Source organism: Paraburkholderia sp. USG1 (assembly GCF_031570135.1).
GTDB classification, from domain to species: domain Bacteria; phylum Pseudomonadota; class Gammaproteobacteria; order Burkholderiales; family Burkholderiaceae; genus Paraburkholderia; species Paraburkholderia dioscoreae.
In genome coordinates, this window is record NZ_JAMWXW010000002.1 from 288089 (window position 1) to 303278 (window position 15190).

The following is a 15190-nucleotide window of genomic DNA, read 5'->3' on the forward strand; positions in this document are numbered from 1 at the left end:
AGAACCGAAGATTAGGCGCGGAGCGGAGGCTCGCCAATTACCTCGCATGTAATAGAAAGAGCGGATCGGGCCACCGGCTTCCCCGACGAGCCGCCCACGCGGCACAGTCACCGCCAATTGCCCGACAATGGAGACCGCGACGATCTGCCCGGAACACGTCGCCCCTTTAACTCTCCAGAGACCACGCCAATGAACAAACGCCAATTCCTGAGCAGCGCGGCTCTACTCGGCGCAAGCGCGGCCGCTGCGCCCGCGTTCGGCGGCCAGCCCGTCCGCAAACAAGCCTGCGCGGCATCTCCCGTCGTTCTTACGATCAGCGGCGCGATCAGGCGTCACAATCGCGGCGCGCTCGATCCCGCCTTCGACCAGTTGCTCGCCAAGCACCAGGTGAAGTTTTCCGAAGCATACGGCCTCGACGTCCCATTCATCGCCGGCATGCCGGCCGTGACGATCAAGCCCACCACGGAATACGATTCCCGCCCGCACGCCTTGAGCGGCCCCCTGCTCACCAACGTGCTGGAGCATGTCGGCGCGCCAACTGCGGGCAGCACGCAAATCGTCATGCACGCGGTAGACGGTTATGCCGTCGCGACGACACTCGACAAGGTGCGCGCCTATAAATTCATCGTGGCGACGCACATGGACGGCAAGCCGTTACCGCTTGGCGGCGTCGGCCCATTATGGGCAACCTACGACGCGGACAATATCCCCGAGTTGTCGGGCAAACCGCTCAAAGACCGCTTCGAACTGTCGCCCTGGGGGCTCTATCACCTGCAGGTTACTGGAGCGTAACTGTACGCCGCCGGCCGCGGCTCAACGCTTGCCCGGCGGCAAAAACTCCATCTGCTCTTCGACATACAACGCGTAGATCAGCTTCAGCATAGCGTTGATGTCTTCCGATTCGTCGAGCATGCGCATACTCATGATGATGGGCGAAACGAGATTCGGGTCGTCCAGATTCATGTAGCTCACGTCATCGCGCTTCAGGCCGTACACGCTGCTCGGCACGATCGCGACGCCTTCGCCGGCGGCCACGAGGCCGAGTGCAATCTGCAATTCACGCGTTTCGTACAGACGATTCGGTTTGAGCGAGCGGTCGTGAAACGCCGCGAGCACCTGGTCCGCAAAACTCGGGCGCGGCGCCTTGGGGAAAATGATCAGCGTCTCGCCGAGCAGATCGTGCAGCGACAGTTCCGGCTTCGACACAGTGAGCGGGTGCCCCAACGGCAGCGCCACGATCATGCGTTCCTCGCGCAGCACGACCCGGCGCACGCTCGGATCTTCGTGACGGATGCGGCCGAAGCCGACATCGATACGCCCTTCTTTCAACGCCTTGATCTGATCCATTGTCGACAGCTCGTGGAGGCTCAACTCCACCGCGCTGTTTTCATCGCGAAAGCGCCGGATGATTTTCGGCAGCATGCCGTATAGCGTCGAGCCGACGAAACCGACCGACAGGCTGCGCTCGATCTTGCCCACGCGCCTCGTCATCGATTCCAGTTCGGCGGTTTGCGCAAGCAATTGCACCGCGTGCGAATAAAAGAAGCGCCCCGTGTCGCTGAGATTGAGCGGGCGGGAGCCGCGCTCGAACAGCAGTACGCCGAGCGACTCCTCCAACTGCTGGATCTGGCGGCTGAGCGGCGGCTGCGCAATGTGCAGACGTTCGGCGGCGCGCGTGAAATTGCGCTCCTCGGCAACCGCGACGAAATAGCGTAAATGGCGCAATTCCATGACCATACCTTTTAGATATGAACCTGATACTAAAACGGTGTTGGACGCGTCAAACGGGCGCCAACTATCCTGCACCTACACCTGAAGCCTCCGCAAATTATACCTTTCAGGCATTGCATGGCGACAGCGGCAGCGTTTCGCGGCGCCGTTCGACAAGCACACTACTGTCAGGAGACAACCATGATTCCGATTTACCCCGATCGTCCGCCGCGCGTCACCGGCATCGACGACTTTCTGGTCGAAGACGCCGGGCGCGGCGACTATCGCCTGCATCGCAGTGCGTTCACCGACCCTGCTCTCTTTGAACTCGAAATGCGGCACATCTTCGAGGGCAACTGGATTTATCTGGCGCACGAAAGCCAGATTCCGAACAACAACGACTACTACACCACTCACATGGGACGACAGCCGGTCGTGATCGCGCGCAACCGGCAAGGCGAACTGAATGCGTTCATCAATGCATGCACGCATCGCGGCGCGATGCTCTGCCGCCACAAGCGCGGCAACAAAGCCACCTACACTTGCCCGTTTCACGGCTGGACTTTCAACAATAGCGGCAAGCTACTGAAGGTGAAAGACCCGGAAGAGGCCGGCTATCCCGACTGCTTCAACAAGGAAGGCTCGCACGACCTGAAAAAGATCGCGCGCTTCCAGAGCTATCGCGGCTTTCTTTTCGGCAGCCTGAATGCCGACGTGTTGCCGCTGGAAGAATTTCTCGGCGAGGCCGCGCGCATCATCGACATGATCGTCGACCAGTCGGAAGACGGACTGGAAGTACTGCGCGGCGCGTCGACGTATACGTATGAAGGCAACTGGAAGCTGCAAACCGAAAACGGCGCGGACGGCTATCACGTCTCCGCGGTTCACTGGAACTATGCCGCGACGACCAGCCACCGCAAGGAAGAAAACGCACGGGTCGATCAGGTCCGCGCAATGGACGCTGGCAACTGGGGCCGGCAAGGCGGCGGCTTCTATGCGTTCGAACATGGCCACATGTTGCTGTGGTCGCGCTGGGCCAATCCGGAAGACCGTCCGAATTACAGCCAGCGTGACGCGTTCGCCGCGCGTTGCGGCAGCGAAACCGCCGACTGGATGATCCAGAACTCGCGCAACCTGTGTCTCTATCCGAACGTGTATCTGATGGATCAGTTCGGTTCGCAGATCCGCCTGCTGCGTCCGCTCTCCGTCGACAAAACCGAAGTGACGATCTACTGCATCGCGCCCAAAGGCGAATCGGCCGAGGCGCGTGCCCGCCGTATCCGGCAATACGAAGACTTCTTCAATGTGAGCGGCATGGCCACGCCCGACGATCTCGAAGAGTTTCGCGCCTGTCAGCAAGGCTATGCCGGCAGCGCGCTCGAATGGAACGACATGTGCCGTGGCGCGCGCCACTGGATCGAAGGTCCGGACGAAGCAGCGAGCCGGATCGGTCTGAAGCCGTTGATGAGCGGCGTCAAAACCGAAGACGAAGGCCTTTACACCGTGCAGCATCGCTATTGGCTCCAGACGATGAAACAGGCTTTGCAGCCGCCAGTGGCACGCGCCGAATCCGCCGCAGGAGTCGACGCATGAAGCCGATCGCCATCACCGCTCTCGAAGCGTTTCTCTATCGCGAAGCGCGCCTGCTCGACGACGAGCAATGGGACGACTGGCTCCAGTGCTATCACCCCGACGCGGTGTTCTGGATGCCTTCATGGGACGACGAGGACAAGCTCGTCACCGATCCGCAGACGGAAATCTCGCTGATCTATTACCCGAATCGTCAGGGGCTCGAAGACCGCGTGTTCCGCATCAAGACCGAGCGCTCGAGCGCGACGATTCCGGACACACGGACCAGTCACAACATCAGCAACGTGGAACTGGAAAACAAGCAGGACGGCGTGTGCACCGTGCGCTTCAACTGGCACACGCTGAGCCACCGCTACAAGACGAATTACAGCTACTTCGGCATGTCGCGCTACGTGATCGACCTGTCGGGCGATGAGCCGCGGATTCTGAACAAGTATGTCGTGCTGAAGAACGACTACATCAATCAGGTCATCGACATTTACCACATCTGAGTAGACGTGGTTGGGGAGCAGCACATGGAACATAGCATTGCACTTCAATTCGAAGACGGCGTGACCCGCTTCATCACCTGCCGCGACAACGAAACGCTGTCGGACGCGGCGTATCGCCAGAAGGTCAACATTCCGCTCGACTGCCGCGACGGCGCGTGCGGCACGTGCCGCGGTTTCTGCGAATCCGGCCAGTACGATCTGCCCGCGTCGAGCTATATCGAAGACGCGCTAACCGAGGACGAAGCCGCCCAAGGCTACGTGCTCGCCTGTCAGACGCGGCCGCGCTCGGACTGCGTGATCCGCGTGCCGGCTTCTTCGGCGGCGTGCAAGACCGGTGTATCGAAGCATGCGGGCAAGCTGGCGACGATCGACAAACTCACCGACTCGACAATCCATTTTTCAATCGACGTGGACGAGCCGGAGCAACTGGGCTTTCTGCCAGGTCAATATGTGAACGTCGACATTCCGGGCAGCGACATCTTCCGTTCGTACTCTTTCAGTTCGGCCCCAGGCGCTGCGCAAGCCGCTTTCGTGGTCCGCAACGTGCCGGACGGCCGCATGAGCCGCTATCTGTGCGAGCACGCACAACCGGGGCAACGCATCACGTTTTCCGGTCCCTATGGCAGCTTCTATCTGCGCGAGCCGGTGCGGCCCGTGCTGTTTCTCGCGGGCGGAACCGGCATTGCACCGTTTCTCTCGATGTTGCAGGTTCTGAGTGCAAGCGGCAGCCCGCAACCGGTGCGCATGGTCTATGGCGTCACGCACGACAGAGACCTCGTGGGCACCGCGCAGCTCGATGAAGCGCAACGCGCGATCGGGCAATTCGAATACCGCACCTGTGTGGCCGACGCCGCCAGCGACCACGCCCGCAAAGGCTACGTCACGCAGCATGTGGACCCTGCCTGGCTCAACGACGGCGATGTCGATGTCTATCTGTGCGGCCCCGTCGCGATGGTCGAGGCTGTGCAGACATGGTTGCGCGAAACCGGCATCACACCGGCACATTTCTTCTACGAAAAGTTCTCGGCGAGCAACCTTGCATGATGACTATGACTTCGTCCTACCCACGCTTCCATGAAAAAGTCGTGGTCGTCACCGGCGCGGCGCAGGGTATCGGCCGTGGCGTCGCGCTGCGCGCGGCCGCCGAAGGCGCGATCGTCGTGCTCGCCGATCGCGCCGAACTCGTGCACGAAGTGGAGGCGGAGATCGCCGCCCTCGGCAGTCCTTCGCTCGCCGTGATCGCCGACCTGGAAACCTATGCCGGCGCGTGCAAGCTGATGCGAGCGGCGCTCGACGCCTTCGGCAAGATCGACGTGCTGATCAACAACGTGGGCGGCACCATCTGGGCCAAACCATACGAAGAGTATGAGGAAGCGCAGATCGAAGCCGAAGTGCGCCGCTCGCTGTTCCCCACCTTGTGGAGTTGCCGCGCGGTGTTGCCCGCCATGATCGCGCAGCGGCGCGGTGCGATCGTCAATGTATCGTCGATTGCCACGCGCAGTATCTATCGCGTGCCGTATGCGGCGTCCAAAGGCGGCGTGAACGCGTTGACGGCCAGTCTCGCCTTCGAACATGCCGGCGACGGCATTCGCGTGAACTCCGTCGCCACCGGCGGCACCGAGGCGCCGCCGCGCAAGGTGCCGCGCAATACCGCGCCGCAAAGCGAACAGGAAGCGCGCTGGTATCGAGGCATCGTCGATCAGACCATCGCTTCGAGTTTGATGCACCGTTACGGCACGATCGACGAACAGGTCGGCGCAATTCTGTTTCTCGCCTCGGACGAAGCGTCGTACATCACCGGCACCGTGTTGCCGGTAGGCGGCGGCGATCTCGGGTAGCGCGGCGCACGGGTCAGGTGAGCGCGTGGCCCGCGTCGGCGAATCGCTCCACGCACGCCTGTCTCACCCGCTCGACCGGCATCGACCAATCCTCGCCCGGTGCGCGGCGGAACAGGCGCAGCGTGTGCGGATACCACGGCGAATCGCTGCGTTCGTGCATCCAGCGCCAGTCGATATCTTTTTCCGGCAGCATCACCCAGCAAGGCTTGCCGAGCGATGCGGCCAGATGCGCGGTGGACGTGTCCACGGCAATCACCAGATCGAGTTGCGCGATGATCGCGGCACTGTCCGCGAAATCCGTCACGCGCGAGCCGAGGTCGAGCAGCGGCTGACCGGCGGGAGGATGTCTCGCTTCGTCCTCGCCGCATCCTTTTTGCAGACTCACGAAACTCACGCCGGGCACGCTCCAGAGCGGCGCCAGCATGGCGAGCGAGGGGATCGACCGATTCGCGTCGTTATGATGGTTCGCGTTGCCCTTCCACACCAGACCGATCTTGCGGGCGGCCGGCAGCGCATCCAGCAGCGGCCGCCACCGTTCGACCAGAGACGGCTCCGCAGCGAGACACACAGGCCGCGGAATCGTATCCACGTTCGTACCCAGATGCAGCGGCGCGCTCAGCAGGCTCGTCCAGCAGTCGTAAGCAGCCGCGTTTGCGCGCGCTGTGTCGTGATCGAGCACGGCGTCCACACCATCGACGCAACCCATCAACCTGTGCAGCGACGGCGCGCATGCAAAGGCGATGCGCGAGGCGCCCCGCGCCTTCAACAAAGCGAAATAGCGGCTGAACTGGATCATGTCGCCCAGGCCGTCTTCCTGCCACACCAGCAAGGACTTGCCCGCCAGCGGACCGCCCTGCCATTGCGGGCAGCCCAGCATCGAAGCGGTTTTGTAATGGACGAAGCCGCGCTGCTCGTAGCGGCACTCGTACAGGCGCCATCCTTCGTCGAAGCGACCCATGCCGAGCAGCAGGACGGCCAGACCGAATTTCGCGTCGCCGTAATCGGCACGTAAAGCGAGCGCCCGGCGATACGCGTTTTCGGCCCCGGATAGTTGCATGAGTTGCGCCAACGCCGCGCCCAGGTTGTAGTGCGCCTCCGCCAGATCCGGACATACGCCAAGCGCTTGCTCGAAAGCCTCGACCGCCGCAGTCAGACGATCGAGCCGGCGAAGCACGCAACCCAGGTTGTTGTACGCACGGACGAGATCGGGCCGCAGGCGGATCGCCTCGCGGTAGGCCATTTCCGCCTCGAACAGCCGCTCCAGTTTGCCCAGCGTCACGCCGAGGTTGTAGTGCGCTTCCGCATAATCAGGACGTTGCGAGATTGCTTCGCGATAGGCGGCTTCGGCTTCGGGCAAGCGTTCGAAATCAGCGAGCACCGTGCCGAGATTCAGGTGGGCTTCCGCGTAATCCGCACGAATGGCAAGTGCAAGGCGAAAAGCCAGCTCGGCTTCGGCGAGACGGAACGTGGCCTTCAGGACACCGCCGAGGTTATTGAGCGCCTCGGGATAGTGCGGCCGGATTGCCAGCGCCTCACGGTAGGCAGCGTCCGCTTCGGCGAGACGGCCCAGCTCCGTCAGCACGTTGCCCAGGTTGTTATGGACTTCGGCGTGGCCAGGCAGTCCCGTCACGGCGCGGCGAAACGCCGCTTCCGCTTCGTGCGGGCGGCCCAGGTCGTGCAACACAATGCCGCGGTTGTAGTGGGCTTCGGCGTAGTCGGGACGAAGCGCCAGCGCCTCGCGATAGGACGCCTCCGCCTCCTCCTTGTAGCCGAGGCCGTAGAGCACGGCGCCGAAATGATTGCGGGCGTCGGCGTGGGCGGGCTGCAGCGCGACCAGTTGCCGGTACATCGCTTTGGCTGCGGACAGGCGCCCTAACGACTTGAGCAGCATGCCGAGGCTGCCGTACACCTCCGCGTAGCCGGGTTTGATGCGCAGACAGCGGCGCCAATGGTGTTCCGCATCCGCGGGCCGTTGCAACGCGAAAGAACACGCGCCCGCGATATTCAACGCGTCGGCCCGCGCGCCGTCCGGCAGCGCACCACCTTCCAGCAGCGGCGTCACCATCAATAAAGCCTCCGCGAATTGACCGGCGGAGAACAACGAGACGGCCAGCTGGTTGATGTCGTCGATCGGGGACGCGAGCTGCTTGTCGGTCATGAGTTCGTGGTAACTGGAGTCGGCGGTGATCCGGCCGGGAAAGCGAACATTTACCACGCAGCTTACGGGAATCGGCGCACCTGTAACGCGCCGAAATGAGCGGCTTTCGGGCTTCTAATCTCACGCTATAACCAGGATCACCCGAGAAAAGACGGCACGGCGATGTTAGAATCGCCCGCGTCTTTACGCCTACCATCATGACTCTAAGCTCCCGCAACCGCATGACCGCCTGGCTTGGCCTGTTCGCCATGTGGCTCGTCGTGTTCGCGCCGGTCGTGAGTCAGATGCTGGTGTCCAACCGTGCGCACGAGCCGATCGCCGCGCTTTGTTCCGCGCTCCAGCCTCGTGATTTGGGCATGGCGAGCGCCACGACTCAGGCCGCCCCGGCGCCGGTTCATTTGAGCCACGACGACGCATTCGGCGCGTGCGGCTACTGTCATCTGCTGCAACACCACGTCGCCATGCCGACGGTCGCCTCGGTCGAGCCGCCGGCCGCCGTCGTGCTGGCGGGCACTGCCCCGCCCACGCTCTCCACCCGCTTCACGCCGCTCGGCGCATTTCCGTCCGGCCGCCCCAGAGCTCCGCCCGCCGTTTCCTGATCGCTGCCAGTCCTGATCGCGCATTCGCCGCACCCGTCGAGGGGGCGCGCGATCGCCTGTTCCATGCATCAAGGAAACGTTCATGTTCAACTTCGTCCTGCGAAGGCTGTCCCTTCGCGCCCGCAGCGGCGTGCGCAGCCTCTCGTTTCAAGCGCTGCCCCAGTCGCTTTTCCCGGCCTGCCTGCCTGCCATCGTTCCGGCGTTCGTACCGGCTTTCGTCGCCTCGCCCGCTCACGCGCAGAGCGCGAGCGCCGAAGCCACGCTGCCCGTCGTCAGTGTCAGTGCGAGCGCGAATGCGGTCGCCGCGCCGCGCGCCGTCGATCCCAACCTGCCGGCCTCGGTCGAAACCGTCACCCCCGAGCAGTTCGGCAACTGGAACGTCGTCAATACGGAAGACGTGCTGAAGTACATGCCGAACCTCGCCGTGCGCAAACGCTTTATCGGCGACCTCAATTCGATCATCGCCGTGCGCGGCACCAGCAACACGCAAAGCGCGCGAGGTCTCGTCTACACAGACGGTCTGCTGCTCAGCAACCTGCTCGGCAACAGCTATTCGTTTCCGCCGCGCTGGTCGATGGTGTTTCCCGACGAGATCCAGCAAGTGGATGTGATCTACGGGCCGTTTTCCGCGCTCTATCCGGGCAATTCGCTCGGCGCGACCGTGCTCATCAGCACACGCATGCCGAAGCAGTTCGAAGCGAGCGCCGACGTCAAAGGCTTTACCCAGCACTTCAGCCTGTTCGGGGTGAACCAGAATTTCAACGGCAGTGAAGCGAGCGCAACGATTGGAGACCGCATCGGCAAGTTCTCGTATCTACTCGGCGTCAATCACCTGGAAAACACCAGCCAGCCGCTGCAATTCGCCACGCTGGCCCAGTCACATACGCCCGCGAAAGCCGGCGACATACCGGTAACCGGCGCGTATTTCTACAACAACCAGACCAACACACCGACGGCGGTGCTCGGCGTGAACGGCGAAGGTATAGAACATACGGTGCAGGACCAGTTCAAGCTGAAAACCCAGTACGACTTCACGCCGACACTGCAAGGCGGCTTCACGCTCGGCTATTGGCATCAGACGTATAACAGCCAGACATCGAGTTTCCTGCGCGATGCGAACGGCAATCCGGTATACAGCGGCAAGGTCGCGATCGACGGCTATGAATACACGATTCCCGCCGCCGCCCTCGCCCCGAGTCTCGGACATAGCGAGAACTGGCTCTATGGCGTGTCGTTGAAAACGCGCAATGCCACTGGCTGGAATGGCGAGGCCATTGCTTCGTACTACGACGTCAGCGACAGCGTGGCGCGCACCGCGAATTCGGGCGCGCCGGGCAATGGCCCCGGCACCGTGATTTTCGGCGACGGCACCGGCTGGAAAACGCTCGATCTGCGCAGCACCTATACGCCCGCGACGAACCAGGCAGGTCTCACGAACCATGCGCTGAGCTTCGGCTATCACTACGACAACTACTTCCTCGACAACGAGAGCTACAACACGCTGAACTGGCGCGACGGCACGGCCACCTCGTTCGCCAATGCGTTCGCCGGCAAGACCCAGACCCAGGCGCTCTACGCACAGGACGCATGGCGCTTTCTGCCACGCTGGAAGCTCGTCTACGGCGTGCGCTACGAGGACTGGCGGGCCTACGGCGGTTCGCAGTCGCTGGCCGGCACGACCCTGCCGTACAGCGACGTAAGCCAGCAGCATTTCTCGCCGAAAGCCTCCTTGTCGTTCGATGTTACCGACGACCTGACCTTGCGTGCGTCCATTGGCCGCGCGTATCGCTTCCCGACGGTCAGCGAGCTGTTCCAGGGGCAAATCAACGGCTCATCGATCGTCAACAACAATCCGAACCTGAAACCCGAAGACGATCTCTCCAAGGAACTGACCGCCGAATGGGCGCACTGGAATGGCGTGTTCCGTTTCTCGCTGTTTCAGGACGACGTGAAGAACACGATCTTCAGCCAGACCGATACGACCGTGATTCCCAACGTGACGAACTTCCAGAACATCGGCAAGGTTCGCTCGCGCGGCGTGGAGACGAGCTACTCGGGAGAGGACGTGCTGGTGCACGGCCTGGACCTGCTGGCAAGCGTGGCCTACACGCAGTCGAAGATCCTCGAAAATGCGCAAAACCCCGCCACGGTCGGCAAGTACTTCTACCGGATTCCGCTGTGGCGCGCGGATATCGCCGCGACGTATCACTTCGGCGAACGCGCGGCATTCACACTCGCCGCGCGTTACTCGGGACGCCAGTACAACACGCTCACCAATACCGACACGAATCCGGACGTGTTCGGCGGCACCAGTTCGTACACGGTGGCCGACGCGAAATTCACCTTAAGGCCGAACAAGATGAGCGAAGTCGGCATCGGCGTCGACAACCTGTTCGATGCCCGCTACTTCGTCTATCACCCGTACCCCGGCCGCACGTTCTACGTCGAAGCGAAGCTGCGCATGTAAGCGCGCCCGACTTGCCGCATGCACACCGGCACCGCTAGAACCGATCGATTCATTTATTGCTCCAGGAGGATTTCATGTCCACCACCGCTACCACCACTATCGCTGACGCACGACGCGCGCCCCCTGCGACCAGCGCGGCTCACCCCGGCTATCGCACGCTCTGGCGCTGGCATTTTTATGCGGGCCTCTTCGTCATGCCGTTTCTGGTCGTGCTGGCGATCACCGGCACTCTATATTGCTTCCAGCCGCAGATCGAACCACTGCTTTATCCGGAACGTCTGATCGTCGCACCCCAAGCCGTGCCCAGGCTGCCCGCAGAAGCGCTGCTCGCCAAAGCGCGTTCGGCCATGCCGCGGGGCGCATCCGCGGTGACCGCCGTCGTCGATAGCGACCCGCGGCGCAGCGCCGAATTCGTCTTCCGTCTCGCGGACGGCAGTAAACAGAGCGTCTATGTGAACCCCTACACCGGTGCAGTGCTGGGCACGCTGAGCGTCGAGCGGCGCTTCATGCAGGTGGACCGGATGCTTCATCGCAAGCTGTTGCTCGGCAAACCCGGCGAGCTGCTGATGGAACTCGCCGCATGCTGGACGCTTGTGATGATCGGCACCGGCGTCGCCCTGTGGTGGCCGCGTGAGAAAACCACGGCACGTAGGGCGCTATTGCCGCGTTTCACACTGAAGGGCCGCACGCTATGGAAAAACATCCACACTGTGATGGGCATCTGGCTCGCGCTCGGCGCAATTGCGTTCGTGTTGACGGGGCTGCCCTGGACGGGATCGTGGGGCAAGCAGTTCAAGGCACTCGCAACCGCAGCGAATCTCGGCGCGCCGCCGGGTTCCTGGGGTGGCCTGGCGTTGCGTTCGACCCTGCCTGGTACGGGCGACATGCAAGTCGCCGAAGCCGACACGCGTGCGCAAAACGCGGCGCGTGACGAGCATGCCGGGCACAGCGGCCACCATACCGCCGCAGCCGGCATGGACTCGATGCCCGGCATGGTGATGGACGACCTGCCTCTGCCGCTCACGCCCTGGGCGGTCGGCAACACGCCGGTACCCAACTCCGCTTCCGCCGGCGCAAGCCCGGCGCACCCACTGCCGCTCGGACGCGTGGTCGCGCTGGCCGCATCGCTCGGTGTGACGGACGGCTATAACATCGTGCTGCCGACCTCCATGACCGGCGTCTACACCGTGTCGTACTTTCCGGCCGACCCGAAAGACGAACGCACGCTGTACATCGACCAATACAACGGCGCGATCCTGAAGGACATTCGCTATAGCGACTACGGCGCGGTGTCGAAGGCGGTGTCGTATGGCACGTCGCTGCATATGGGCCGTTATTTCGGCCTCGCCAACCAGCTTCTCTGCACCGCTATTTCTCTGGGGCTGGCGGCAATGGCCGTCACCGGATGCGTGATGTGGTGGAAGCGTCGGCCGCAACGCTCGCTCAGCGCGCCGTCGCGCGAACGGGCCGCGCCGCCCATGCGCGGCTGGAAAACCGGCCTCGTTCTGCTCGGCGTCGTGTTCCCGTTGATGGGCGCCACGCTGCTCGCGGTGTGGCTCATGGATCGCGCGATCTTCGGCCGGGAACGCGCGCGGACCTAGAACACGCCCGGAATCACGCGGTAACGTACGCGGTCTTTATAGGTCCGATACCCCTCGTCCGCTGAGAGAAGCTGCTCCTCGCTCACGATGCGCCCCACCTGCAGCGCGAACTGGCAGCCGTATACCAGCAGATTCTGCAAACCGAAGTTCACCAGCAGAAAGCCGATGTCGGTCACGAAGTAGCCGAGGTACATGGGATGGCGCACGAAGCGATAGGCTCCGCGCGATACGACACCGCGGTTGGCCGGCAGGATGCCGAACGAGCGGCGCAGCGAAGCCTTGGCGAACAGCTGCCAGAAAAATCCCCAGCAGTTGCAGCGCGGCGCCGATAGTCTCCGGCACGAGTTGCGCGCCGGGCGCGAGACGCACGGCCAGAAAGTAGTAGGTGCCGCCCATCGAACAGATGAAAGCGAACGGCCGCCAGTCGCGCCTGGTGGGCACCCTCGTGAAAAGCGACAAGCCCACCGTGAAACATGCCGCGACCACCAGCAACAACAGCGTGATCCGCGACGGCGCCGCCCACCACTGCGCAATCGCGGCACACGCGAACAGGCTCAGCATGGTCGCGGCGCCCACGCGCGTGGCCACTTCCACCAGCGCGTGACGCACGCCGCCTTCATTGCCTGCAGTTGCAGGCACGGCACTCGTAGCCGAAGTGCTTTGCGTGCTGACCGCGAGGGGCAGGTCTTGCAGAGATGTCGTCGGAGTCATGGCATGCTCACTTGGAAATGCGGAGGATTTGCGAAGCCAGTTGCGAAAAACACGGCTTCAGATCGGCCGGCGTTGCAGCGTAGCAATACACGCCGACCGGCTGTTTCGGGTTGTAGCAGCGCGATAACGAGTCGGCGGTGTTGGCCATGCATTTGAGTACGTCCTGGCCGAGTTCATTGTCAGGCCCGGCGGGTTGCACCAGCTCGGGTCCATAGCCGAGCGTGAACACGTAGGTGCCCTCATCGCGCGCCGCCGATGCCATCGCTTCGAGCAGATTGCGCGACGCACGGTTGACGTTCACATAGGTGACGTTGCCGTTCGGCACGGCACGCGGCGCGGTCACGGGCCAGATCGGGAAGGTTTTCTCGTTGACGTCGTGGGCGTTGTACCACTTCGGCATGGCCGTCACGAGCTTGGTCACGTTGCTCTGAAAACACGGCGAGCCGAGCGTCTGGTTGAGCGCGTTCATGTTGTACAGCCCGGACATCGTGCCCGTGCTGTCCGGGCTCGCAATCGTGCCGGCGCTTTTGTTGCAGCCGCTCTGATTGGTCGTGAAGAAAGAGGAGAAGCTGTTCGGTGCGCCGTCCGAGAAAAACACGATCACCCGTAAACTGGACGGCTGCGAGATCACCGTGTTCAACTGGTTGCGCGCGTTCCAGATCGCTTCGGCCGAATTGGTGCTGCCATTGAAGGTGTATTTGTTGATGTCGGCGGTCATCGTCGTGCGATCGAAACCGCGCGCATTGCCGCTGAACGGAACATCGACCACGGTGCCGTAGGCGAAGTGCATGAGCGCCACGCGATCGTTGGTCACGTCGAAATTATTGAGGAATGCCACCGCATTCGAGCGTACGGCGGCCGGCACGCCGGAGGTGTTCAGCGAACCCGTCGTATCGATCACAAACGCCATGTCCAGAGTCTTGCGAATCGCCTGCGAAGTCGAGCTCACGTTCAGCACCTTGAAGCCGAGCACCTTCGAAAAGCTGACCGGTACGCTCGCCTGTGCGGTCATGCCGATCGTTACCGTGCCCGCGTCGAATACGATCGACGGCGTGCCCGCTGCCACGCTCGAACCCAGAAAACCCGCCGGATAGTTCGCCGTAAAAAAAGCCGTTGCCGCCTGCTGCGCGTTATTGGTCTGCTCCGTCTGGTTGCTGCCGCGCGTGACCGCTTCGCCGGCCGCGATCACCGCGCCGTCGGTGGCGGCGTCGAGGCGTGCCTTGATCACGTAGCCGAGGCCGGAATCCACCGCAAGACCGAGAATACCCAGCAACGCAATCAGCGACACCGCGACGATGATACTGACCGATCCCCTCTGCCGTCTTCTGCATGCCACTGTTGTTTTCATTGCTTCCCCCGAACCCGTTTTTTTATTTGACCCGGCTTTTCGGTGCGTCAGAACACCGTCATTGCATAGAGATTCGGCGAGAGCGCGGGCGTTTTGATGCCACCGCCTAGATTCAGCGAACCGATCAGCGGCGTTTGCAGATAGAACGCCTCCACCACGTAAGCGATCTGACCGTCGGAGAGCTTGCCTTGCAGCAGGTTCACCACCGGCGACGTGCTCCCCGCTGCCGGAATTCCACTGCAGCCGCCGCTGCCGTCGGTCGCCCAGCGCGTGCCGCTATTGCCGCAGCTCCACAACTGGCTCGCCGGATAGTAGTTGCCGCCATTCCAGCGGTATTGCGCGACCACCACGCCCGTACAGTTATTGCCGCTGCTGTCGCAGTTATTGTTGCCCATGATCTCGGTGATATAGATCATGCCGTGCGCCGTCATGTTCAACGGCGGCGTAGTGGCGGTCAGCGAAGACATGATGGTCTGCATCGGATAAGTGAGCGACGCGCGCGAGGACAGACTCGCGCCTTCGCGGCTGACGTTGATCAGAATCATCTGCGCCTGGATGTTGCGGGCAATGTCGTATACCGGTAGCGCGAGTGCCACCAGCATCGGCAGTAACAGCGCCATTTCCACGCTGACAATGCCTCTGGACGCGCGGCGGCTTCGCAGGGAACGTGTGCGCAT

The 15190-nt window shown here is 62.6% G+C and carries 12 protein-coding genes and 1 pseudogene; 8 read left to right on the top strand and 5 right to left on the bottom strand.

Annotation, left to right across the window (positions count from 1 at the left end):
* Nucleotides 1-189 precede the first annotated feature (189 nt).
* Nucleotides 190-792, top strand: coding sequence for a molybdopterin-dependent oxidoreductase (locus NE850_RS03800; protein WP_007177801.1), 603 nt, complete (start codon nucleotides 190-192; stop codon nucleotides 790-792).
* 21 nt (nucleotides 793-813) lie between these two features.
* On the opposite strand, the gene NE850_RS03805 is transcribed toward NE850_RS03800, so the two are convergent.
* Nucleotides 814-1731, bottom strand: coding sequence for a LysR family transcriptional regulator (locus NE850_RS03805; RefSeq protein WP_007177802.1), 918 nt, complete (start codon nucleotides 1729-1731; stop codon nucleotides 814-816).
* 180 nt (nucleotides 1732-1911) lie between these two features.
* On the opposite strand from NE850_RS03805, the gene benA reads away from it, so the two are divergent.
* The 4 genes from benA to NE850_RS03825 are packed head-to-tail and all read left to right on the top strand — an operon-like array spanning nucleotide 1912 to nucleotide 5629.
* On the top strand, nucleotides 1912-3303 hold the full coding sequence (gene benA, locus NE850_RS03810) for a benzoate 1,2-dioxygenase large subunit (RefSeq protein ID WP_007177803.1): 1392 nt from the start codon (nucleotides 1912-1914) through the stop codon (nucleotides 3301-3303).
* Nucleotides 3300-3791, top strand: a complete 492-nt coding sequence (gene benB / locus NE850_RS03815) for a benzoate 1,2-dioxygenase small subunit (protein ID WP_007177804.1) — start codon at nucleotides 3300-3302, stop codon at nucleotides 3789-3791. Before benA ends, benB begins: the two co-directional genes overlap by 4 nt.
* A 24-nt stretch (nucleotides 3792-3815) precedes the next feature.
* Nucleotides 3816-4835 carry a benzoate 1,2-dioxygenase electron transfer component BenC gene (benC, locus tag NE850_RS03820; protein WP_007177805.1) on the top strand — a complete coding sequence of 340 codons (1020 nt, stop codon included), beginning with the start codon at nucleotides 3816-3818 and terminating at the stop codon, nucleotides 4833-4835.
* A 5-nt stretch (nucleotides 4836-4840) separates the two neighbouring features.
* Nucleotides 4841-5629: a 1,6-dihydroxycyclohexa-2,4-diene-1-carboxylate dehydrogenase gene (locus NE850_RS03825; protein ID WP_035517306.1), complete on the top strand. Its 789-nt coding sequence runs from the start codon at nucleotides 4841-4843 to the stop codon at nucleotides 5627-5629.
* A 13-nt stretch (nucleotides 5630-5642) separates the two neighbouring features.
* Here NE850_RS03825 and NE850_RS03830 read toward each other — a convergent pair whose 3' ends face one another.
* Nucleotides 5643-7787, bottom strand: coding sequence for a tetratricopeptide repeat protein (locus NE850_RS03830; protein WP_007177807.1), 2145 nt, complete (start codon nucleotides 7785-7787; stop codon nucleotides 5643-5645).
* A 197-nt stretch (nucleotides 7788-7984) separates the two neighbouring features.
* Between NE850_RS03830 and NE850_RS03835 the strand changes: the two genes are divergently transcribed.
* The 3 genes from NE850_RS03835 (at nucleotide 7985) to NE850_RS03845 (ending at nucleotide 12454) form a co-directional block, all read left to right on the top strand.
* Nucleotides 7985-8386 (top strand): DUF2946 domain-containing protein, encoded by a 402-nt coding sequence (locus NE850_RS03835; RefSeq protein WP_165188690.1) that lies wholly within the window; start codon nucleotides 7985-7987, stop codon nucleotides 8384-8386.
* 82 nt (nucleotides 8387-8468) lie between these two features.
* Nucleotides 8469-10853 carry a TonB-dependent receptor gene (locus NE850_RS03840; protein ID WP_165188692.1) on the top strand — a complete coding sequence of 795 codons (2385 nt, stop codon included), beginning with the start codon at nucleotides 8469-8471 and terminating at the stop codon, nucleotides 10851-10853.
* 74 nt (nucleotides 10854-10927) lie between these two features.
* Nucleotides 10928-12454: a PepSY domain-containing protein gene (locus tag NE850_RS03845; protein WP_007177810.1), complete on the top strand. Its 1527-nt coding sequence runs from the start codon at nucleotides 10928-10930 to the stop codon at nucleotides 12452-12454.
* Here the strand turns inward: NE850_RS03845 and NE850_RS03850 are convergent.
* The 3 genes and pseudogenes from NE850_RS03850 to NE850_RS03860 all read right to left on the bottom strand — a co-directional run bounded on the left by NE850_RS03850 (nucleotide 12451) and on the right by NE850_RS03860 (nucleotide 15190).
* Nucleotides 12451-13165 (bottom strand): annotated as a pseudogene (locus NE850_RS03850) (methyltransferase family protein). The gene NE850_RS03845 and the pseudogene NE850_RS03850 sit on opposite strands and share 4 nt — an antisense overlap.
* Nucleotides 13166-13172: 7 nt before the next feature.
* Nucleotides 13173-14513, bottom strand: a complete 1341-nt coding sequence (locus NE850_RS03855) for a vWA domain-containing protein (protein WP_007177812.1) — start codon at nucleotides 14511-14513, stop codon at nucleotides 13173-13175.
* Between the two features lie 47 nt (nucleotides 14514-14560).
* Nucleotides 14561-15190: a TadE family protein gene (locus NE850_RS03860; RefSeq protein WP_007177813.1), complete on the bottom strand. Its 630-nt coding sequence runs from the start codon at nucleotides 15188-15190 to the stop codon at nucleotides 14561-14563.

Bases quoted from the DNA above. Each gene is read 5' to 3' on its own strand.
- NE850_RS03800 (WP_007177801.1), top strand. From the start codon at position 190: ATGAACAAACGCCAATTCCTGAGCAGCGCGGCTCTACTCGGCGCAAGC.
- NE850_RS03805 (WP_007177802.1), bottom strand. From the start codon at position 1,731: ATGGAATTGCGCCATTTACGCTATTTCGTCGCGGTTGCCGAGGAGCGC.
- benA (WP_007177803.1), top strand. From the start codon at position 1,912: ATGATTCCGATTTACCCCGATCGTCCGCCGCGCGTCACCGGCATCGAC.
- benB (WP_007177804.1), top strand. From the start codon at position 3,300: ATGAAGCCGATCGCCATCACCGCTCTCGAAGCGTTTCTCTATCGCGAA.
- benC (WP_007177805.1), top strand. From the start codon at position 3,816: ATGGAACATAGCATTGCACTTCAATTCGAAGACGGCGTGACCCGCTTC.
- NE850_RS03825 (WP_035517306.1), top strand. From the start codon at position 4,841: ATGACTTCGTCCTACCCACGCTTCCATGAAAAAGTCGTGGTCGTCACC.
- NE850_RS03830 (WP_007177807.1), bottom strand. From the start codon at position 7,787: ATGACCGACAAGCAGCTCGCGTCCCCGATCGACGACATCAACCAGCTG.
- NE850_RS03835 (WP_165188690.1), top strand. From the start codon at position 7,985: ATGACTCTAAGCTCCCGCAACCGCATGACCGCCTGGCTTGGCCTGTTC.
- NE850_RS03840 (WP_165188692.1), top strand. From the start codon at position 8,469: ATGTTCAACTTCGTCCTGCGAAGGCTGTCCCTTCGCGCCCGCAGCGGC.
- NE850_RS03845 (WP_007177810.1), top strand. From the start codon at position 10,928: ATGTCCACCACCGCTACCACCACTATCGCTGACGCACGACGCGCGCCC.
- NE850_RS03855 (WP_007177812.1), bottom strand. From the start codon at position 14,513: ATGAAAACAACAGTGGCATGCAGAAGACGGCAGAGGGGATCGGTCAGT.
- NE850_RS03860 (WP_007177813.1), bottom strand. From the start codon at position 15,190: ATGCGCACACGTTCCCTGCGAAGCCGCCGCGCGTCCAGAGGCATTGTC.